This is a genomic window from Streptomyces sp. NBC_00250, assembly GCF_036192275.1.
In the GTDB taxonomy this organism is placed as follows: Bacteria; Actinomycetota; Actinomycetes; order Streptomycetales; family Streptomycetaceae; genus Streptomyces.
This window is the reverse complement of sequence record NZ_CP108088.1, coordinates 5,062,884-5,083,304: the sequence shown is the minus strand read 5'-3', so window position 1 is coordinate 5,083,304 and position 20,421 is coordinate 5,062,884. Positions and strand designations below refer to the sequence as shown.

The 20,421-nt window shown below is 73.6% G+C and carries 16 protein-coding genes and 1 tRNA gene; 5 read left to right on the top strand and 12 right to left on the bottom strand.

Translation table 11 applies throughout. The features are described from left to right. Positions 1 to 53: 53 nt before the first annotated feature. On the bottom strand, positions 54 to 563 hold the full coding sequence (locus tag OG259_RS23095; RefSeq protein ID WP_328943990.1) for a SigE family RNA polymerase sigma factor: 510 nt from the start codon (positions 561 to 563) through the stop codon (positions 54 to 56). A gap of 141 nt (positions 564 to 704) precedes the next feature. Between OG259_RS23095 and OG259_RS23090 the strand changes: the two genes are divergently transcribed. Both OG259_RS23090 and OG259_RS23085 read left to right on the top strand, forming a co-directional pair. Beyond that, entirely contained in the window at positions 705 to 1,085 is a 381-nt protein-coding gene (locus OG259_RS23090; protein WP_266893373.1) for a DUF6479 family protein, read from the top strand. A gap of 30 nt (positions 1,086 to 1,115) precedes the next feature. After that, positions 1,116 to 2,051 (top strand): sigma factor-like helix-turn-helix DNA-binding protein, encoded by a 936-nt coding sequence (locus OG259_RS23085; RefSeq protein ID WP_328943989.1) that lies wholly within the window; start codon positions 1,116 to 1,118, stop codon positions 2,049 to 2,051. A gap of 131 nt (positions 2,052 to 2,182) precedes the next feature. Here the strand turns inward: OG259_RS23085 and OG259_RS23080 are convergent, their stop codons facing one another. Both OG259_RS23080 and OG259_RS23075 read right to left on the bottom strand, forming a co-directional pair. Beyond that, positions 2,183 to 2,806 carry a pyridoxamine 5'-phosphate oxidase family protein gene (locus OG259_RS23080; RefSeq protein WP_328947155.1) on the bottom strand — a complete coding sequence of 208 codons (624 nt, stop codon included), beginning with the start codon at positions 2,804 to 2,806 and terminating at the stop codon, positions 2,183 to 2,185. A 193-nt stretch (positions 2,807 to 2,999) separates the two neighbouring features. Next, positions 3,000 to 3,620, bottom strand: a complete 621-nt coding sequence (locus OG259_RS23075; RefSeq protein WP_328943988.1) for a TetR/AcrR family transcriptional regulator — start codon at positions 3,618 to 3,620, stop codon at positions 3,000 to 3,002. Between the two features lie 243 nt (positions 3,621 to 3,863). Between OG259_RS23075 and OG259_RS23070 the strand changes: the two genes are divergently transcribed. Beyond that, entirely contained in the window at positions 3,864 to 4,724 is an 861-nt protein-coding gene (locus tag OG259_RS23070; RefSeq protein WP_328943987.1) for an alpha/beta fold hydrolase, read from the top strand. Positions 4,725 to 4,766: 42 nt separating this feature from the next. On the opposite strand, the gene OG259_RS23065 is transcribed toward OG259_RS23070, so the two are convergent. From OG259_RS23065 to OG259_RS23050, 4 genes are all read right to left on the bottom strand, one after another. Then, positions 4,767 to 4,840 (bottom strand) — tRNA-Thr (locus tag OG259_RS23065). An 85-nt stretch (positions 4,841 to 4,925) separates the two neighbouring features. Next, positions 4,926 to 6,500: an alpha/beta hydrolase gene (locus OG259_RS23060; protein ID WP_328943986.1), complete on the bottom strand. Its 1,575-nt coding sequence runs from the start codon at positions 6,498 to 6,500 to the stop codon at positions 4,926 to 4,928. A gap of 72 nt (positions 6,501 to 6,572) precedes the next feature. Further along, entirely contained in the window at positions 6,573 to 7,775 is a 1,203-nt protein-coding gene (locus OG259_RS23055) for a DNA polymerase III subunit delta' (RefSeq protein ID WP_328943985.1), read from the bottom strand. Positions 7,776 to 7,903: 128 nt separating this feature from the next. Then, a complete protein-coding gene (locus OG259_RS23050; RefSeq protein WP_328943984.1) occupies positions 7,904 to 8,077 on the bottom strand; it encodes a hypothetical protein in 174 nt (57 codons plus the stop codon). A 165-nt stretch (positions 8,078 to 8,242) separates the two neighbouring features. On the opposite strand from OG259_RS23050, the gene OG259_RS23045 reads away from it, so the two are divergent. Beyond that, a complete protein-coding gene (locus OG259_RS23045; RefSeq protein ID WP_328943983.1) occupies positions 8,243 to 9,448 on the top strand; it encodes a sensor histidine kinase in 1,206 nt (401 codons plus the stop codon). Continuing rightward, on the top strand, positions 9,436 to 10,080 hold the full coding sequence (locus tag OG259_RS23040; protein WP_266893389.1) for a LuxR C-terminal-related transcriptional regulator: 645 nt from the start codon (positions 9,436 to 9,438) through the stop codon (positions 10,078 to 10,080). The genes OG259_RS23045 and OG259_RS23040 overlap by 13 nt, the downstream gene beginning before the upstream one ends. A gap of 45 nt (positions 10,081 to 10,125) precedes the next feature. On the opposite strand, the gene OG259_RS23035 is transcribed toward OG259_RS23040, so the two are convergent. The 5 genes from OG259_RS23035 to OG259_RS23015 all read right to left on the bottom strand — a co-directional run bounded on the left by OG259_RS23035 (position 10,126) and on the right by OG259_RS23015 (position 20,264). Further along, positions 10,126 to 12,546: an FtsX-like permease family protein gene (locus OG259_RS23035; RefSeq protein ID WP_328943982.1), complete on the bottom strand. Its 2,421-nt coding sequence runs from the start codon at positions 12,544 to 12,546 to the stop codon at positions 10,126 to 10,128. After that, the gene (locus OG259_RS23030) at positions 12,543 to 13,340 is read right to left on the bottom strand and encodes an ABC transporter ATP-binding protein (RefSeq protein ID WP_328943981.1); all 798 of its coding nucleotides are present in this window, start codon (positions 13,338 to 13,340) and stop codon (positions 12,543 to 12,545) included. The genes OG259_RS23035 and OG259_RS23030 overlap by 4 nt, the downstream gene beginning before the upstream one ends. 98 nt (positions 13,341 to 13,438) lie before the next feature. Beyond that, on the bottom strand, positions 13,439 to 16,819 hold the full coding sequence (gene tmk / locus OG259_RS23025) for a dTMP kinase (protein WP_328943980.1): 3,381 nt from the start codon (positions 16,817 to 16,819) through the stop codon (positions 13,439 to 13,441). A gap of 142 nt (positions 16,820 to 16,961) precedes the next feature. After that, entirely contained in the window at positions 16,962 to 19,805 is a 2,844-nt protein-coding gene (gene topA / locus OG259_RS23020) for a type I DNA topoisomerase (protein WP_328943979.1), read from the bottom strand. Between the two features lie 261 nt (positions 19,806 to 20,066). Continuing rightward, positions 20,067 to 20,264, bottom strand: coding sequence for a hypothetical protein (locus tag OG259_RS23015; RefSeq protein ID WP_266900820.1), 198 nt, complete (start codon positions 20,262 to 20,264; stop codon positions 20,067 to 20,069). Positions 20,265 to 20,421: the final 157 nt, after the last annotated feature.

Below are 20,421 nucleotides of genomic sequence, written 5' to 3'. Positions count from 1 at the left end.
TGGGGGCGGAAGTGGACGAGCGGACGTGCGGAAACCGGGAAGGGACGCGGGGGTCAGCGGGTGGCGAACTCGGCGATGCTGCCGCCGAGTCGTGCACGCAGCTTCGCCAGCGCCCGTACGGAGCGGGTGCGCACCGCGGCGGAGCTGACGTGCAGGGCCTCGGCGGTCTCCTCGATGCTGCGGTCCTCCCAGTACCGCAGCACCACGACCGCCCGGTCCTTGGGTGCGAGCCCGGCCAGCGCGTCGAGCAGCGCGATCCGGAGCGCGGGGTCCTCGCCGGTGTCGGGGGCGCGGTCGGGAAGCTCGCCGAGGGGGCGCTCGGTGGCCGAGCGGCGCCTCTGGTGGCTGAGAAAGGTGCGGACGAGCACGGTCTGGGCGTACGCGGCGGGGTTCCCGATCCGGGCCATACGGCCCCACAGGGCGTACATCCGGCCGAGCGTCTCCTGGGTGAGGTCCTCGGCGAGATGGGTGTCTCCGCTGGTCAGCAAGCATGCCGAGCGGAACAGATGACCCGAGCGTGCGGCGGCGAACTCCAGGAACTCGTCCGCGCGGGACTTTCTCATGCCCCTCCTTTCCCTCGCGGTGACGTGGTGTGGTCGCCGTACACCTCATTGACGCGACAGAGGCGGGGAAATGTTTCAGGGAATCTTCAGGCGTCTTCGCCGGGTGCGTCCAAAAGGGCGAAAAAGGGGTAATCCTGGAGTATGAACAGTCTCAGCGCAGCCCAGACCATGGCCGCGGGAGTCTGGCAGTCGGGCCTCGGACAGCTCCTCGGCGGACTCGTCATCGTCGCCGTGCTGATCGCGGCGGTCTGGCTGGGCTTCCGGGTCCGTGACCGCGAGTCCAACCCGCCGAAGCCGGACGAGCAGCCCCATCGACCGGAGGACGGCAGCCTGCCGGGCGAGACGTCCGGGTACCGCAGGCCTGCCGAGATGCCCCAGACGGACGGCGAGCACCGGCTCATGCCGTACCAGCTCAAGGACGGCTCGGAGGCGTCGCCCGACCCGCCGACCGAGGAGAAGCGCAAGTGGGGCGGGATCTCCAGCGGAGGCTTCGGCAGCGGAGGCACGGGACACGGCGACTGAACCCTTCCTGCCCGACGGAGGCCACGCCCCGTGGATGAGAACGCTGCCCCCGCAGCCCTCCCAGCGACCCACCCCGAATCCCACCCAGCCCCCCTCCCCCAATCTCACCCCACGGCCCTCCCCGCAGCACTCTTCGAGGAGCAGCGACCGCATCTGCGGGCCGTCGCGTACCGCCTCCTCGGCACCTTCGAGGAGGCCGACGAGGCGGTGGAGGACGTACGGAGGACCGGGCGGGCCCGGGAGGCCCCGATCGCCCCGGGCCCGGTCCCGGCCACGGACGACCCCACCGCGGCCGTGGCTCGCGCCTGCCTGGCCCGGCTCCGCTCCCGCGAGACACTCCGCGAACACCCCTGGGACCCGTGGGACCCCTGGGCCTCGGGCGGACCGCACCACACCGCCCCCGCCACCCCTCTGGGAAACCCCCAGGAACAGCCCCAGCCGACGACCCTGGACGAGCTGACACCCCCGGAACGGCTCGCGTACGTCCTGCACGACGAGTTCTCCGTCCCGTACGAGGAGATCGCCCTGATCGTGGAGCGGACCCCGGCCGCCACCCGCCAGCTCGCCGGCCGGGCCCGCTACCGGCTCCAGGAGGCCGAGGAGATGCCGGAGCCCGACCTGCCGCGCCAGCGGGAGATCGTCGCGGCCTTCCGGACGGCCGCGCGGAACGGCGATGCCGCCGCCCTGCACGAGCTCCTCGACCCGGAGGTGGTGCTGCGGGCCGACGCCACGGCCGTACGGACCGGGGCGACGGTCGTGCACGGCCCGGGGGCGGTCGCCGAGGCGATCGCCGACCGGGTGGGCACGGCCAGAAGAGCCCTGGTGGACGGCGCGGCGGGCCTGGCCTGGCCGCCGGAGGGCGACCCGCGGCTGGTGTTCGCGTTCACGGTCCTGGAGGACCGGATCACCGCGATCGATGCCCTGTCGGACGCGGACCACCTGAGCAGCCTGAAACTCCAGCTCTGACGGCTCTGATGACTCTGACCGCTCCGAGAACTCCCAGAGCTGTCAAAGCTGTCAGAGCGGTCAGGCGGTCAGAGCGGTCAGAGCGGTCAGAGCCATCGGAGCCATCGGAGCCGTAGGAGCCATAGGAGTTCTCACTCGCCGAGGACGCGCCCCGCGCGGGAGGCCACATGCGCGGGCGGTACGACGTCGGCGGGAAGAACGGGATCGGTGACCGGCTCGCCGAAGGTCGTCACCACGGGCAGCACGCCGGCCCACAGACCGAGGGCGGCGTCCTCGGAATCACCGTCGTCCGGCGGCCCGCTGCGGGTCTTCACGGAGGCCTCGGTCAGGTCGAGCGCGAGCACCGAGGTCGCGGCCAGCTCCTTGCGGCTGGGCCGGCGTGCGTACTCCCATTGCCCCGGGGAGCTCTGCTCGGTGAGCGCCCGAAGGCCGCGCAGCTTCTCGTCCGGGTCGGTCACGACGCGGGGCACCCCGTAGACCATCGCGCAGCGGTAGTTCACCCCGTGCTCGAAGACGGAACGGGCCAGAACGAGCCCGTCGACATGGGTGACGGTGACGCAGACGGTGGTGTCGGGCGCCTGGACGAGGCTGCGGCTGGCGACGGACCCGTGCAGGTACAGCTGGTCGCCCTCGACGCCGTACGCGGTGGGCACGACCATCGTCGTGCCGTCGACGGGAACCCCGAGATGGCAGAGGAACCCGGCCCCGAGCACGGCGTCCAGATCGGCCCGCCGATGACTCCCCTTCTCCCGCATCCGCCGCAACCGCGTCCGCTCGGTCACGACCAACGCGTCACCACCCCCGGCCACCCCGCTGCCACTGGTGCTGCTGCTGGTGTTGGTCACGCTGCCCCCTGTTTCCCACTCCGGCGCAAAAGATCTTCCGGAGTTGTACGACCAACCGCCCCGCCCCCGCCACCTCCGCCCACCTGTCGGAACGGCGCGGCCTTCACGGCCTGTCGGCCGTCCGGTCCTCGCCCGGACGCGGCGGGGGATAGACCACGTCGAGCAGCCCACCGACGAACTCGTCGAGGTCATCGAGCCCCGCCCCGTCCGGCACCTCCGGCGGGTGGGCCAGCAGGTCCACGACGGCCGAGTGCACGGCCATGGTCACGACACGCGCGCGCTGCGGCGTGACGTCGAGCCCGGCGGATCGCTGGAGCCGCTCCATCATCGCGAAGTCCATGGCGGAGATCTCCGCGAGCACCTTGCCCAGCCACGGCTTGCGTGACGCCTCGCCGTGGAGTTCGAGGTAGGCGAGCACCCGCCGGCGGCCCGGGCCCGCGGCCTCTTCGAGCAGGCCGCGCAGCAGTGCCGCGAGGTCCTCACGGCTGGTGGGGCCGCTGACACCGGTCGGCAGGGTGCCCGCCTGCCGGAAGAGGTCGAGGCAGCGCTCCGCGACGGCGGCAAGCAGCGTGTCCCGGGTGGGGAAGTAGTTCTTCGCCGTCCCGGTCGGCACTCCCGCCGCGCCGTCGACCGCTCGATGGGTCAGGCCGCGGCTGCCCTCGGTGCCCAGCACTTCGAGAGCGGCGTCCCGCAGCAGGTTGCGCCGGTTCGCGTTCTCCGCCACGCCGCCCCTCCCTTCGCTGCCCCGTCGATCGCTCTGGCCCCGACCGGATCGGCCTGACCATCCCCGCCCAAACACCACAGGTGTGGTGAATCTAGCAGCCCTGCTTCACCCTCTCACGTCAACCACCCCACCCGTGGTGCCACAGCTGTGGTAGTTGTTGGGATACACAGACCGGACCTCGATGCGCCGACGAACGAACGAACGGCCGGCTGTCCGGCGTACGACACGAGGAGAGGCAAGGCCATGCCCGAGGTCGAACTGTCGTCCGGAACCATCGCCTACGAAGACACCGGGGGCGACGGTCCCGTCCTGGTGTTCCTGCACGGCGTACTGATGGACCACACGGTGTGGCGCAAGGTCGTCCCCGACCTGCGCGGCACCTACCGATGCGTGCTGCCCACGCTGCCACTGGGCAGCCACCGCAAGCCGATGCGCCCGGACGCGGACCTGTCGCTGCGCGGACAGGCGCTCCTGGTCGGGGAGTTCCTCGACCGGCTCGGGCTGGACGAGGTCACGCTGGTGCTCAACGACTGGGGCGGAGCGCAACTGCTGCTGTCCGAAGGCCGCACGGCGCGCATCGCCCGGCTCGCCCTCGTCGCCTGCGAGGCGTTCGACAACTACCCGCCGGGCAAGCCCGGCCGTTCCCTGGTCCGGGCCGCATCGGTCCCCGGCGGCCTGGCCCTGCTGATGAACCTCCTGCGAGTGCGCCCGGTACGGCGGGCTCCGAACGGCTGGGGCGCCATGAGCGAGCACCCGGTCCCCGACACGATCATGGACGCCTGGTTCCGGCCCGCCCGCACGGACCCCGGCGTCCGCCGCGACCTGGCCAAGTACCTGACCTCCACCCCGCCCAGAGCGCGGTTGCTCGCATGGTCCGAGCAGATGCGCTCCTTCGACAGACCCGTACTCATCGCCTGGGCGGCGCAGGACAGGCTGATGCCCCGCGAGCACGGCCCGCGCCTGGCCGAGCTGTTCCCGCGAGGCCGCCTCGCCGAGATCGAGGGCAGCCGCACCCTGGTCCCCGAGGACCGGCCGGACGAACTCGTACGACTGCTCAGAGACTTCATGCGGACCGCAGCGGATGACGGCGGCCAGGAGAAATGAAAAAACCCCAGGTCACGGCGAGTGAGTCCTGGGGTAATTCCGAGCCGCCTTCGGGATTCGAACCCGAGACCTACGCATTACGAGTGCGTTGCTCTGGCCAACTGAGCTAAGGCGGCACGCCGTCCGAACCCATGGTGGGTGCAGCAGCGACGCCAAGTCTACACAGTTTCGCGGGGTGCTCCGACCACCCCCGGAGAGGGCCTATGAGCAGCGCTTTCCTTCGGCCGGAGGGGTGCCCTCCAGGAGGTAGGTGTTGATCGCCGAGTCGATGCAGTCGCTGCCCCGGCCGTACGCGGTGTGGCCGTCGCCCTCATAGGTGAGGAGGGTGCCGGAGGAGAGCTGGCCGGCCAGGGACTGGGCCCACTTGTACGGGGTGGCCGGGTCGCGGGTGGTGCCGACGACCAGGATCGGGGCGGCGCCCTCGGCGGTGATGCGGTGGGGGGCGCCGGTGGGCGGGGTCGGCCAGGAGGTGCAGTTGAGGGCCGCCCAGGCGAGGCCCCTGCCGAAGATCGGGGAGGCCTTCTCGAAGGACGGGACGGCTTTCGGCACGTCGGCGGGGCCGGCGTAGGCGGGCGGCAGGTCCAGGCAGTTCACGGCCGCGTTGGCGAACATGAGGTTGGCGTACGTGCCGTCCGCCTCGCGCTCGTAGTAGCTGTCGGCCAGGACGAGGAGGCCGGAGCCATCGCCGCCGATCGCCTGGGTGAGGGCCTCGCGCAGCTGGGGCCAGGCGCCCTCGTCGTACATGGCCGCGATCACGCCCGTGGTGGCGAGGGACTCGCCGAGCTCCCGGCTCTCGCCGGTGGGCACGGGGTCGGCGTCCACGTCGCGGAAGAACCTCTTCAGCGCCTCGCCGGCCGCCGGGACGGACTCGGTGCCGAGGGGGCAGTCCGGTTTCTGGATGCAGTCGGCGGCGAAGGCCCGGAACGCGGTCTCGAAGCCGCCGGTCTGGTCGCGGTTGAGGTCGATCGCCGGCAGCGACGGGTCCATCGCCCCGTCGAGGACGAGGCGGCCGACCCGGTCCGGGAACAGCTCGGCGTACGTGGCGCCGAGGAACGTGCCGTACGACGCCCCCACGTAGCTGAGCTTCTCGTCGCCGAGCACCGCCCGCAGGATGTCCATGTCACGGGCCGTCTCGATCGTGGAGACGTGCGGCAGGATCGTCCCCGACTTCTTCGCGCAGCCGGCCGAGAACTTCTTGAAGGCGGCGCTCAGCGCGTTGATCTCCGCGCTGTCGTCGGGGGTCTGGTCGACCTGTGTGAACGTGTCCATCTGCGGGCCCGTCAGGCACTCCACCGGCTCGCTGCGCGCGACTCCGCGCGGGTCGACGGCCACCATGTCGTAGCGGGCGCGGACGGGTGCCGGGTAGCCGATGCCCGCGTACCCCTGGAGGTAGCCGACGGCGGAGCCGCCGGGGCCGCCCGGGTTGACCAGGAGCGAACCGAGCCGCTTCCCGGGACCGGTCGCCCGGACCCTGGAGACGGCCAGCTCGATCTGCTCCCCGTCCGGCTTCGCGTAGTCCAGCGGGGCACGCAGGGTCGCGCACTCGAAGCCCGTGACGCCGCAGTCGCGCCACTTCAGCTTCTGGGAGTAGTACGTCTTCAGGACGTCGGGCGAGACGGACACCGCGGCCGAAGAGGCCGACGGGGCCGACGCTGCCGACGGGGCCGATGTGGTGCGGGACGCCGCCGCGTCGCTGCCGCCCGAGCAGCCGGAAAGGATCAGCCCGGCGGCCGCGAGGGCCGTGGCGGACGTACGGAGCAAGCGCCTGGAGTCCATTCCCGGAGCGTATCCGGACCGGTACGGACCGTGTCCAATCGCCTGCCGGAGCCGTCCCCCGGCCATCCCCCGTCAGTCCCTCAGCGCCATCGTCATCGCCTCCACCGCGAGCAGCGGAGCCACGTTCCGGTCGAGGGCCTCCCGGCAGGCCAGGACCGCCTCGATGCGGCGGAGGGTGCGCTCCGGGCTGGTGTCCCCGGCGATCCGCTCCAGCGCGTCCCGTACGTCCGTGTTGGCGAGGGCCGTGCGCGACCGCAGCTGGAGCGCCAGGACATCGCGGTAGAAGCCGGTGAGGTCGGTGAGGGCGAGGTCCAGACTGTCCCGCTGCGTACGCGTTCTGCGGCGCTTCTGGCGCTCCTCCAGCTCCTTCATCGCCCCGGCCGTGCCGCGCGGCATCCGCCCGCCCTGCGCCGCGCCGAGGGCCGCCTTCAGGTCCTCGGTCTCCTTGACGTCGACCTCCTCCGCGACCTGCTTGGCGTCCTCGGCCGCCGCGTCCACCAGCTCCTGCGCCGCCTTGAGGCAGCCGCCGATGTCCTCGACCCGCAGCGGCAGCTTGAGGACGACGGCCCGGCGCGCGCGGGCCCGCTCGTCGGTGGCGAGCCGCCGGGCCCGGTCGATGTGCCCCTGGGTCGCGCGGGCGGCGATGTACGCCGCCTCCGGGTCGATGCCGTCGCGCCGGACGAGCACGTCGGCGACCGCCTCCACGGGCGGGGTGCGCAGGGTCAGGTGCCGGCAGCGGGAACGGATCGTGGGCAGCACGTCCTCCAGGGAGGGCGCGCAGAGCAGCCAGACCGTGCGCGGGGCGGGCTCCTCGACGGCCTTCAGAAGGACGTTGCCCGCGCCCTCGGTGAGCCGGTCGGCGTCCTCCAGGACGATGACCTGCCAGCGACCGCCCGCCGGCGAGAGCTGGGCGCGCCGGACCAGTGCGCGGGTCTCCTTCACACCGATCGACAGCAGGTCCGTGCGGACGATCTCCACGTCCGCGTGGGTGCCGACGAGGGTCGTGTGGCAGCCGTCGCAGAAGCCGCAGCCCGGCGCCCCGCCCAGGGCCCGGTCGGGGCTCACGCACTGCAGCGCGGCGGCGAACGCCCGTGCCGCGGTCGCCCGCCCGGACCCCGGCGGGCCGGTGAAGAGCCAGGCGTGGGTCATCTTCGAGGCGTCGGGCTCGGGGCCTCCGGCGGCATGGGCGGTCACGAGCGCGTCGGCGTCCCGCGCGGCCGCGGCGAGCTGCTCCTCGACCTTCGCCTGTCCGACCAGGTCGTCCCATACGGCCATGTCTGCCCCTCCTCAGGTACGCCCTCCATTGTGGGGCAGTCCGCTGACATCACCGGCCGGGCACGGAGGCCCCGCGACCCGTACGCCGGTTCAGGCCTCGGCGCGGGGAGTGGGAGCCGTACGCCGGTTCAGGCCTCGGCGCGGGGGCGGGTCAGCCACAGGCCGATGGCCGAGCCGAGCAGCACCGTGCCCGTGCCGACGCTCGCCGTGACGTGGGCGGCGGCGGTCAGGTCGGCGAAGGTGCTGACGTACACGTTGCCGAGGACGCTCGCCGTGAGCAGCAGCCAGAGCAGGAAACGCATGGGGATCTCCGTGGGTCGGGGGGACGAAGGGGAAAGCGCAGGGGGTGGGTCGGTACGGATTCGATCTTCGTCACCCCGGCTCCCCGGCACAGCGGTGCCCGCCCCCGGACCCATGGTGGTGCCTGCACCACCGCGCCCCCGGGGCCTCCCGCATAACCTGTCGGAATGCGCGACGCGATCAAGGACTCCGGCCGGGCGTCGCTCCACCTCCTGCGCGGGGCGGCGATCGCGCTCCTCTGCTGCCTGATGGCGGGCGTCGCCCTCTTCACGGCCTTCCTCACCGCCACGGTCATCGGCGCGGGCGTGCTCCCCGAGAGCGTGCTGCTGCTGCGCCGCCTCGCCGGCTGGGAGCGGAGCCGGACCGCCGCCTGGACCGGGACGCCCGTCCCGGAGGCGTACCTGCCGCTCGAAGGTCCCCTCCCCGCGCGCGTGCGCACCGCCGTCACCGACCCCGCCACCGGACAGGACCTGATCTGGGCGGGCGCACAGTTCCTCTACGGCCTGGCGCTCTGGTACGCCTCGCTGGTGCTGTGGCTGCCCGCGGTGCTCGTCGACGGCGTGGTGACCGGGCTCGCGGGACGGCGGCCGGTGGCCCTGCCGCTGATCGGCCGGCTGGCCGACCTGGGGGCCGAGTGGTCGCGCACCCTGCTCACGCCGACCCCCGCGGCCGCCCGGGCCGCCGCGCTCGCCGCCCGCGTCGAGCAGCTGACGGCCACCCGGGCGGGCGCGATCGCGGCGCACGGCGCCGAGCTGCGCCGGATCGAACGCGATCTGCACGACGGTGCGCAGGCCCGCCTCGTGGCGCTGTCCATGCGGATCGGGCTGGCCAAGCGGGCGTACGACTCCGATCCGGCGACCGCGCGGAAGCTCCTCGACGACGCGCAGACGCAGGCCGAGGAGGCGCTGGCCGAGCTGCGGCACGTGGTGCGGGGCATCCACCCGCCGATCCTCACCGACCGGGGCCTGACCGGGGCGGTGCGGGCCCTCGCCGCGAGCAGCGGCCTGGAGGTGCAGGTGACCGTGACGGGGCTGGCCGACCACACCCCGGGCGACCGGCCGGAGCACCTCGACGCCCCCCGCGCCCCCGCAGCCGTCGAGGCCGCCGCCTACTTCGTGGTCGCCGAGGCCCTCACCAACGCCGCCAAGCACAGCGGCGCCGCCCGCGCCTCCGTCGCCCTCACGCGCGAGCCGACCGCTCTCCACGCGCGCGTGGCGGACGAGGGCCGCGGCGGCGCCGAGGCCGGCGAGAGCGGCGGCTCGGGGCTCGTGGGCATGCGCCGCCGGGTCGCCGCACTCGACGGCACCGTACGACTGACCAGCCCCGAAGGGGGCCCGACCGTGATCGAAGTGGAGCTGCCGTGCGTGTGGTGATCGCCGAGGACAACGCCCTCCTGAGGGAGGGCCTCGTGCTGCTGCTGACCTCGTCCGGCCATGAGGTGGCCGGGGTCGCGGCCACCGGCCCCGAGGTCCTGCCGCTGCTCCTGGAGCACCGCCCGGACGTGGCCGTCCTGGACGTACGGATGCCGCCGGGCTTCCGCGACGAGGGGCTGCGGGCGGCGCTCGCGGCCCGCGAGGAGCTGCCGGACCTGCCGGTGCTCGTGCTCTCCCAGTACGTGGAGGAGACGTACGCCGCCGAGCTCCTGGGCGGCGGCGCGCGGGGCGTCGGCTACCTCCTGAAGGACCGGGTGGGCCGGGTGGACGAGTTCCTCGACGCCCTGGAGCGGGTCGCCTCCGGTGGTACGGCCCTGGACCCGGAGGTCGTCACCGAGCTGCTCGCCCGCCGCCGCGACGACCCGCTGGACTCCCTCACGCCCCGCGAGCGCGAGGTCCTGGAGCTGATGGCGCAGGGGCACGACAACGGCACGATCGCCCGCTCGATGGTGGTCACCGAGCGGGCCGTGCACAAGCACATCGGCAATGTCTTCCAGAAGCTCGGCCTGCCGCCGGGCGACAGCGGTGGCCACCGCCGGGTCCTCGCCGTTCTCGCCTATCTCGAAGCCTGAGCGAGTCCCGGTCCCAGGCGCCGGTCCGCCTCCTCGAAGCCCGGGTCAGGCCCGCTGCCGCCGTGAGGGCAGGAACACGCCCGCCACCACCGTGACCACCACCGCGCCGGCGATCAGTCCCGCCTGCTCGGGCGGGAGGTAGGGCAGTCCGCCCGTGAGCGACCAGGCGAAGGAGGTCAGCGGCAGCGCGGCCACCACGACCCCGATGACCAGGCCCGCGACGGTCAGGAAGCCCGCCTCCAGGCCCAGCATCCGGCGCAGCTGACCGGCCGAGGCGCCCACCTGGCCGAGCAGTCGGAGTTCGCCGCGCCGTCCCGCGCCGATCAGGGTGAGGGTGCTGAGGACGGACAGGAGGGTGAGTCCGCCGATCGCGGAGACGATCGCGGCCGAGACGATCCCGTTCAGCTCGGCCCCGGGAGGCATCACCTGTTCGGGCACGACGGGGGAGGCGGGTCCGCCCTTCGCCGTGGACGCCAGTACGCGCGCGGGGTACGGATCGCTCATGTGCGGGGCCAGTTCGGTCTTCGGCAGGAGGAACTCCCCGAGGGCGAGCGAGCGTTCGTACACCGCCACCACCCGCAGCCGCTTGCGGACCCCGTCGCCCAGACGCAACTCGACCGACGAACCGACCTTCGTTTCCAGGGACTTGGCCATGTCCGCGCCGACCGCTACCGTCCCGGTCCCGGCGAGCCCCGCCAGGTCGCCGGCGACGACACCGGGGTCGAGCGTGCCCGCGAGGCCCGCCGCGTCCACGCCGAGCACCGGAAGCCGGTCGAGGCGCGGCGAACCGGCCTGCGTGCGGGCCAGGACGACCGTCGAACGCAGCACGTCCGTGGCCGCGTCGACCCCCGGCCGCTGCCGCACCTCCGCCGCCGTCATGCCGGAGAGCGCGAGGTCGGCGGTCGTCGCGGCCCGCGCCTGACGGTCGGCGGCCCGGCCCATCGTCGTGCCCGCCGAAAGCTGCACGAGCGCGAAGGCGGTGACGAGGACGACCGGCACGAGCGCCGCCCCGAGGCGCCGGGAGTGGGCGCTCGCACCGGCGGCCGTCAGCCGGCCGGGCGCGCCGCCGATCCGGCGGAACGGCCGGTCCAGGACCTTCATCGCGGCCCCCGCGATCCACGGCCCGAGCACCGCGCACCCGGCGACCAGCGTCACCGTGGCCGCCCCGGCGGCGGCCGCCGCCGCGTCACCGCCCTGGACCGTGGCCGTACCGGCCGACGCCACGCCCAGCAGGAGCAGCACGAGCCCGACGGCACGCCGCACGGCGCCCTTCCCCGCGCGCTCGGGGCGCCGGGCGGCGAAGAGGACGACGAGCCGGGTGATCCCCACCACGACCGCGGCGACGACGAGGGTGGCGGCGAACAGCCACGGCGGGGAGGGAAGTTCGAGTCCTTGCGGGACGACGCCGGTGCGGGCCCCCAGCGCCGACCACAGTCCCAGGAACACCGGTACGGCCGCGGCCGCGCCGAGCAGCGCCGCGAGACCCGCCACCCGGGTCACCTCCCGGCCGGCGGTCGCCCGCACCTGACGGGGTGTCGCACCGACCGAGAGCAGCAGGTCCCGCTCGGCGGCACGCTGTTGGAGCGCCTGCGCGACGAGCGAGGCGAGCACGAGGACGGCGATGAGCACGACGGTCCCGGAGACGGCGGCGAGGAGCTGGAGGAGCTCCATGCGCGCGGGAGGAGCGGCGAGGTGCTCGGCCCCGCCCCGGCCGTCACCGGTGAGCGCCCGGAGCGGCTGCCCCGAGGCCGTGTCCTTGAGTGCGGCCCGGTCCAGGGCGGCCCGTACGCGCGCGTGGAGGGTGTCCACGGGCACGCCGGGTTCGGCGAGCACTCCGACGGCGTCGACGGAACCCGGATGCCCGGCGAGCTTCCGCGCCTCGCCCGCCGTGACGTACAGCGCGGCGGGCCCGTCGGCGAGGCCGACGACCTTCCGCCCGGCGACGGTGTCCCCGACCCGTGCTCCGGCACCGGAGCCCATGACGGCCTCTCCGGCCCCGCGCGGCTCGCGCCCGTCGGTCAGCCGGTACGGGGCCAGCCGAGCCGCCTCCCAGGACCGCCCGGTGTGCACCCGCCGGTCCGGGGAACCGTCCGTCCCCTGCTCCCGTACGACGAAGGTGTGGTCCGGCACCGCGGCCCGGACCCCCGGCACCGCGCGGACGACGTCGACGGTCGCACTCGGGATCCGTACCCGTTCGGTCAGACCGGCCGTCTGTGTCTGGGCCTCGCTCCCCCACGGCTTCGTCGTCCAGCGGACCTCCTGGTCACCGGCGACGACGACGGGCGCGGCCGCGTACCGCTCCACGCGCGCGTGGCCGAGCCCTGCCGATCCTGCGGCGAGGGCCAGGGCGCCGAGCAGCGCGGAGGTGACGGCGACGGCGGCGAACACGGCCGCCCAGGCCTTCCGGTGCGCCCGCAGGGAGCGGGCGGCGAGCAGCCGGACCGCCGGGTTCGCGAGCGGCTTCATCGGGCCACCGCCATGGGGCGGAACGGGTGGTCGGCGTGCGCGCCCAGCATCTCCCGTACCCCGGGCTCGTCCGGACGGTCGAGGCGCCCGACGAGCCGGCCCCGGTCGAGGAACACGGCCTCGTCCGTCCAGGCGGCCGCCACAGGGTCGTGGGTGACGAGGACGACGGTGGTCCCCCGCTCGTCGACCGCGCGCCGCAGCAGGGCGAGGACTCCGGCCGCCGTGACCGGGTCGAGCGCGGCGGTCGGCTCGTCGGCGAAGACGACCTCGGGTTCGTTGACCAGGGCGCGGGCGATGGCCACCCGCTGGCGCTGGCCGCCGGACAGGCTCTCCGGCCTGTCCCCGGCGCGGTCGGCGAGGCCGACGGCCGCGAGACCGGCGAGGGCGCGGGCGTCGAGTTCCCGGCCTTCACGGGCTCCGGCGAGAAGGAGCGGCAGGGTGACGTTCTCCCGCACGTCGAGGGCGGAGACGAGGTTCAGCGACTGGAAGACGAAGCCGATCCGGTCCCGCCGGAGCCGGGTGAGACCGGATGCCTTCAGCGTGGCGAGGTCGGTGCCCCCGATCCGTACCGTCCCGGTCGTCGGCCGTTCGAGTCCCGCCGCGCACCGCAGCAGGGTGGACTTGCCGGAACCCGACCGGCCCATCACCGCCACGAACCGGCCGCGCGGCACGGCCAGGCTCACCCCGTGGAGCGCGGGGGCTCCGCGCCCGTAGGTCCGGCCCACCCCGTCGAGGGCGAGGGCGGCCTCCGGGGCGCGGGCGGCACGGCTGTCCGTCACTGCAGTCGTCGTCATACCGACAACGCTAGAAAAGCGCAGGTCAGAGCGGTATGGGGCTGGCTTCCGGCTTGGGGGTGGAGCTAGCTCCACCCCCAAGCCGGGGAGGAAGCGGGTCAGCGGCGGCGCCGGGGGCCCTCGTCCTCGTCGTCGTGCGGGCCGAACAGCTCGTCCGCGAGCGTCGGCAGATCGTCCAGCGGGGTCTCCTCGGCCCAGTCGGAGCGGCGGCGGGGTCGGCCGTCCTCGTCGAGCTGGGGCAGCTCGCGGGTCCGGTCGTTCGCGCCGTCCGGCTGCTTCGGGGCGGGCCGGGCGTCACGGAAGATGCCCTGCGGCACCCGGTCGGCCGGGTCGGACGCCGGGGTGTCCCGTACGGGAGGCAGCACGGCGGTCGACTCGGCGGCGTTCTCCGGAGCCTTCCTGGTGGCCTTCACGGCGGGCAGGACGGCGGTCTCGTCGGCGGCCCGCGTCTCGCTGATCCGGGGCAGGACGGACGTCTCGGTCTCGTCCTGCTTCGTGATCTTCACGATCGGCGTGGCGACGGTGACCTCGTCGGGCGAAACGGTCGGCGCGTCCGGCTCCTGCCGCGCGGCAGACGTCCGCGGGTCGGTCCTCGGGTCCGGCGCCACGACCGGGACCGGCTTCACGATCGGGGTCGGCCGGGTGATCTCGTTCGCCGAGAGTTCGACCGCCGCGGCCTTCTCCCGGGCCGCCTTCGCCTCGGTCGCGGCCTTGGCCTCGGCAGCCTTCCGCTCGGCAGCCGCCCGCTCCCGAGCGGCCTTCGCCGCCTCGGCCCGCTGAGCGGCGGCCTGCTCCGCGGCGGCGCGCTCGGCCGCGGCCCGCTCCGCCGCGGCCTTGGCGGCAGCGGCGGCGGCGATCTGCTCGGCGGCGGCCTTCGCCGCGGCCTCCTCCGCCGCCTTGGCGGCAGCGGCGGCCTCGGCCATCCGGCGGGCCTCCTCGGCGCGGAGCAGCGCCTCCTCCGCCTTGCGCTGCTTCTCCAGGCGGCGCTCCTCCGCCTCGGCCCGCAGCCGGGCCTCTTCCTCGGCCTCCTTGCGGAGTCGTTCCGCCTCTTCCAGACGGGCCTTCTCCTCGGCCGCGAGGCGCCTGCGCTCCTCCTCGGCGGCGGCTTCGGCGGCGATCCGGGCCTCCTCGGCCTTGCGCCGGGCCTCCTCCGCCTGCCGTTCGGCCTCCAGACGGCGCGCTTCCTCCTCCTCGCGCCGCTTGCGCTCCTCCTCCTCGGCGCGGAGCTTGGCGAGCTGCTCCTGGCGCTCGCGCTCCAGGCGCTCCTCCTCGGCCTTGCGGGCGGCTTCCTCCTCCGCCTTCCTGCGCGCCTCTTCCTCGGCCTTGCGGCGGGCCTCCTCGACGGCCTTCACCTCGGCCTCGGAGAGCGGCAGCATCCGGTCGAGCCGGTGGCGTACGACGGTGGTGACGGCCTCGGGCTCCTGCCCGGCGTCGACGACGAGGTAGCGGCTGGGGTCGGCGGCGGCGAGGGCGAGGAATCCGGCCCGTACGCGCGCGTGGAACTCCGGCGGCTCGGACTCCAGGCGGTCGGGCGCCTCGGTGAACCGTTCCCGCGCGGTCTCCGGGGAGACGTCGAGGACGACGGTCAGGTGCGGGACGAGACCGTCGGTGGCCCAGCGCGAGATGCGGGAGATCTCGGTCGGGGACAGGTCACGGCCGGCGCCCTGGTAGGCCACGGACGAGTCGATGTACCGGTCGGAGAGGACGATCGCGCCCCGCTCCAGGGCGGGCCGGACCAGGGAGTCGACGTGCTCGGCGCGGTCGGCCGCGTACAGCAGGGCCTCGGCGCGGTTGGAGAGCCCCGCCGACGACACGTCGAGGAGGATCGAGCGCAGGCGCTTGCCGATGGGGGTGGCGCCGGGTTCGCGGGTGACGACGACCTCGTGGCCCTTGGCCCGGATCCACTCGGCGAGCGCCTGGACCTGGGTGGACTTGCCGGCGCCGTCGCCGCCCTCCAGGGCGATGAAGAAGCCGGTCGGGGAGGGCGCCTGCACCGGGTCGGAGCCGCGCAGCGCGTCGCGCAGGTCGCGGCGGAGCGGGACGCCCGCCCGGTCGTCGGTCTTGGCGAGGACGAGCGCGGCGACCGGCAGCAGCAGGGCGCCGATCAGGGCCAGCGTGAAGGCGGCGCCGCCGTGGGCGAAGACGAAGTCGCCGGAGGCGAGGCGGTGCGGTCCGATCGCGGCGGCGAGCAGCGGCGCGGCGAGCGCGCCGATGGCCATGCCGACGCGGGCGGTGGCCTGGAGGTGCTCGGTGGTCCGGGCCCTGCGGGGCTCCTCGGTCTCCTGGTCGACCAGGGTGTGGCCGGTGTTGGCGGCGACTCCGGCCGCGTATCCGGCGAGGACGGCGAGGAACAGCACGGTCGCCGTGTCCGGGACCAGGCCCATCGCGATCAGCGCGACCCCGGTGACGGCGGTCACGAGGGCGAGCAGCCGGCGCCGGGACAGCACGGGCAGGACCTTGCCCGCGGTGCGGATGCCGACGGCGGTGGCACCGCTGAGCGCCAGGATCAGGAGCGCGTACGTGACGGGGCCACCGCCCAGGTCGTACGCGTGGAGCACGGCGACGGACGCGGCGGCGGCGATGGCCCCGGCGACGGTGGCGCAGGTCAGGACGAGGATCTGGAGGGCTCCCGTACGGCCCTTCTCGGCGGCCGGCCGGCGCAGGCCCTCCAGGGGCGAGCGGGGCCGGGGCGTCTCGCCGCCGGGCAGCGTCATCGCGTAGAGGACGGTGACGGAGGCGGCGAAGAGTCCGGCGGCGACGTACGAGCCGAGGGCGGCCTGGTGCAGCGTGAACCAGTCGATTCCGGCGCCGAGCAGGTTGCCGACCAGGGTGGCGACGAGCAGCACGGCTGCCGCTGCGGGGACGGCGAGGAAGCCGGTGCGCTGGGAGAGCCGCCGCAGGGCGCCGAGGTGGTCGGGCAGCGGCCGTACGGCCCCGCCCTCGATCGGTGGGGCGGGCAGCAGCGCGGGCGCCGCGCCCTCACGGCCGATCGTCCAGAGCCGCTCGGCCGCGCCGGTGACGAAGACGGTGCCGAGCAGGTACCAGAGGGCGCTGCCGGGGGTCCAGTCGATCCACAGGGGCGCGATGACGAGCAGCGCGATCCGGACGCCGTCGGCGCCGATCATGGTCCAGCGCCGGTCGAGTGCGCCGCCCGGACCGGTGAGCGCGGTCAGCGGTCCGAGGAGGACGGCCCCGAAGAGGACCGAGGCGAGCAGCCGGGCGCCGACGACGGCGGCCACGGCGAACGCGGCACCCCGTTCGCCCCCTCCGAGCGCGCCCTCGGTGACGGCCGCCTGGAGGCCGAGGAGGACGAGGACGAGCAGGGCGAGGGCGTCACCGGTGCTGCCGACGAGCTGGGCGCTCCACAACCTGCGGAGCGGCTGATGGCGCAAGAGGGCGCGTACGGCACGCTCCCTGGAATCCGCGACGAGTGCGGCGTCGGAATCGCCGAGGCGGTCTGGCTGCTCTGCTCGCGTCATCCGTCCACCCTATCCGGACGGCATTGCTCCCCGCGGCCTCCGCCCGAACATCCGGACGAGGCTGTGACAGGACGAACGGAAGAACGAAAGGTGGGGGCGGAGGCACCTGCCTCCACCCCCACCTTTCTCGCTCTCGGAAGGACTACTCCGGCTTCGCGGCCGCCGTCTTCTTGGCGGCGGTCGTCTTCTTGGCCGTCGTCGTCTTCTTCGTGGCCGTCTTCTTGGCGGCGGTCGTGGTCTTCTTCGCCGCGGCCTTCGTGGCCGTCTTCTTCGCGGTGGTCGCCTTCTTGGCCGGGGCCTTCTTGGCGGCCTTCTTCGCCGGCGCCTTGGCCCGCTTCTCCGCGAGGAGCTCGTAACCGCGCTCCGGTGTGATGTCCTCCACGCTGTCGCCGGTCCGCAGCGTGGCGTTGGTCTCGCCGTCCGTCACGTACGGGCCGAAGCGACCGTCCTTGACGACCACGGGCTTCTCGCTGACCGGGTCGGTGCCCAGCTCCTTCAGCGGCGGCTTGGCCGCGGCCCGGCCCCGCTGCTTGGGCTGGGCGTAGATCGCGAGCGCCTCTTCGAGGGTGATCGTGAAGAGCTGCTCCTCCTCGGTGAGCGACCGCGAGTCCGTGCCCTTCTTCAGGTACGGGCCGTAGCGGCCGTTCTGCGCGGTGATCTCGACGCCCTCGGCGTCCGCGCCGACGACCCTGGGCAGGGACATCAGCCGGAGCGCGTCCTCCAGGGTGACGGTGTCGAGGGTCATCGACTTGAAGAGGGAGGCCGTGCGCGGCTTGACCGCGTTCTTGCCGGTCTTCGGGGTGCCCTCGGGCAGGATCTCCGTGACGTACGGGCCGTAGCGGCCGTCCTTCGCGACGATCTGGTTGCCGCTGACCGGGTCGGCGCCCAGCTCGAAGTCGCCGCTCGGCTTGGCGAGCAGCTCCTCGGCGAGCTCGACGGTCAGCTCGTCGGGTGCGAGCTCGTCGGGGACGTCGGCGCGCTGGTGGCCCTCGGCCTCCTTCTCGCCGCGCTCGACGTACGGGCCGTAGCGGCCGACGCGGAGCACGATGTCGTTGCCGACGGGGAAGGAGGAGATCTCGCGGGCGTCGATCGCGCCGAGGTCGGTGACGAGTTCCTTCAGGCCGCCGAGGTGGTCGCCGTCGCCGTTGCCGGCGTCCGCGGCGCCGCCGGAGGCGGCCGTACCGCCCTCGGTCTCACCGAAGTAGAAGCGCTTCAGCCACGGTACGGACTTGGCCTCGCCGCGGGCGATGCGGTCGAGGTCGTCCTCCATGCGGGCGGTGAAGTCGTAGTCGACGAGGCGCCCGAAGTGCGTCTCCAGGAGGTTGACGACGGCGAAGCTCAGGAAGGACGGCACGAGGGCCGTGCCCTTCTTGAAGACGTAGCCGCGGTCGAGGATCGTGCCGATGATCGACGCGTACGTCGACGGGCGGCCGATCTCGCGCTCTTCCAGCTCCTTGACCAGCGAGGCCTCGGTGTAGCGGGCCGGCGGCTTGGTCGCGTGGCCGTCGACGGTGATCTCGTCGGCGGTCAGCGCGTCGCCCTCGGCGACCTGCGGCAGGCGCCGCTCGCGGTCGTCGAGCTCCGCGTTCGGGTCGTCGGCGCCTTCGACATACGCCTTCATGAAGCCGTGGAAGGTGATCGTCTTGCCGGACGCGCTGAACTCGGCGTCACGGCCGTCGGCGGCCCGGCCGCCGATCTTCACGGTGACCGAGTTTCCGGTCGCGTCCTTCATCTGGGAGGCGACGGTCCGCTTCCAGATGAGCTCGTACAGCCGGAACTGGTCGCCGGTCAGACCGGTCTCCGCCGGAGTGCGGAAACGATCACCCGAAGGGCGAATCGCCTCGTGCGCCTCCTGCGCGTTCTTGACCTTGCCCGCGTAGACGCGCGGCTTCTCCGGCAGGTAGTCGGCGCCGTACAGCTGCGTGACCTGTGCCCGCGCCGCCGAGACGGCGGTGTCGGAGAGGATCGTGGAGTCCGTACGCATGTAGGTGATGAAGCCGTTCTCGTACAGCTTCTGGGCCACCTGCATGGTCGCCTTCGCACCGAAGCCCAGCTTGCGGCTCGCCTCCTGCTGGAGGGTGGTGGTGCGGAAGGGGGCGTACGGGGAGCGGCGGTACGGCTTCGACTCGACCGAGCGCACCGCGAACGCGGTGTCGGCGAGCGCGGCGGCCAGAGCCCGCGCGTTCGTCTCGTCCAGGTGGAGGACGCTGTCGCTCTTCAGCCGGCCGTCGGCGCCGAAGTCACGACCCTGCGCGACCCGCTTGCCGTCGACCGCCGCGAGGCGCGCGACCAGCTGCGACGGGTCGGAGGCGTCACCGGAACGGCCGGTGGCGAAGGTGCCGGTGAGGTCCCAGTACTCGGCGGAACGGAAGGCGATGCGCTCGCGCTCCCGCTCGACGACGAGCCGGGTGGCCACCGACTGGACGCGGCCCGCCGACAGCTTCGGCATGACCTTCTTCCACAGGACCGGCGAGACCTCGTAGCCGTACAGCCGGTCGAGGATGCGGCGGGTCTCCTGGGCGTCGACCATGCGCTGGTTCAGCTCGCGCGGGTTGGCGACGGCCTCTCGGATCGCGTCCTTGGTGATCTCGTGGAAGACCATCCGGTGGACCGGGACCTTGGGCTTCAGGACTTCCTGGAGGTGCCACGCGATGGCCTCGCCCTCGCGGTCCTCATCGGTGGCGAGGAAGAGCTCGTCGGATTCGGCGAGGAGCTCCTTGAGCTTCCTGACCTGCGCCTTCTTGTCGGCGTTGACGACATAGATGGGCTGGAAGTCATGCTCGACGTCGACGCCGAGGCGGCGCACCTCACCGGTGTACTTCTCGGGCACCTCGGCGGCGCCGCTGGGAAGGTCTCGGATGTGCCCGACGCTCGCCTCGACGACGTAGCCGGGGCCGAGGTAGCCCTTGATCGTCTTCGCCTTGGCAGGCGACTCGACGATGACGAGTCGGCGGCCGCCGTGTGCGGCTTCGCTGGTCGGGGACAACTTCGCTCTTCTCTCCGGATCGACACTCTCTGGGCACGTACGGCGCTGGCACGCACGGCAGCGGCACGGACGGTGACGCTCCCGTCGCTGCGGAGTGTGACGGTACAACCCGCCCCCGTGTCAAACGGCGAAAGCCCGCAACGGCCACTCGAACGGTAACCCGAGTCCTGGCATTCCTGCCGCCCGGACTCCCGGTCGGGCGGGGCGGGCCGTCTGCGCGAGGGGTGCCGGAGAGAGTGCGCGGAGGGTGCCGGAGAGATCTCAGAGCCTGCCGAAGCACCAGACGCCGAGGAGGAGGAAGCCGGCGCCGAAGAGGCTCGTCAGCGCGACCGCGGCGCGCGGGGCGACCCCGTACGCGACGGGCTCACGGTGCAGTGTCCGCACGGTGGTCCACAGCAGCAGCGCGCCTCCGAACAGCGTGAACGCCGCCCCCGCGAAGATCGCCGGCCCGCTCTCCATGCCCGTACCCCGTTCCGTCCACGTGCGGTGTTGGTCTCCCGCAGGCGAGGCTGGCACCTCCGGGCGTCAGGGGTGCGAATTCCGGGTGAACGACGCGGAGCGTCTCGTACGGTTTCACGAAGATGGCCGGTAGTGACCCACTCCTCACCTCGCTTTC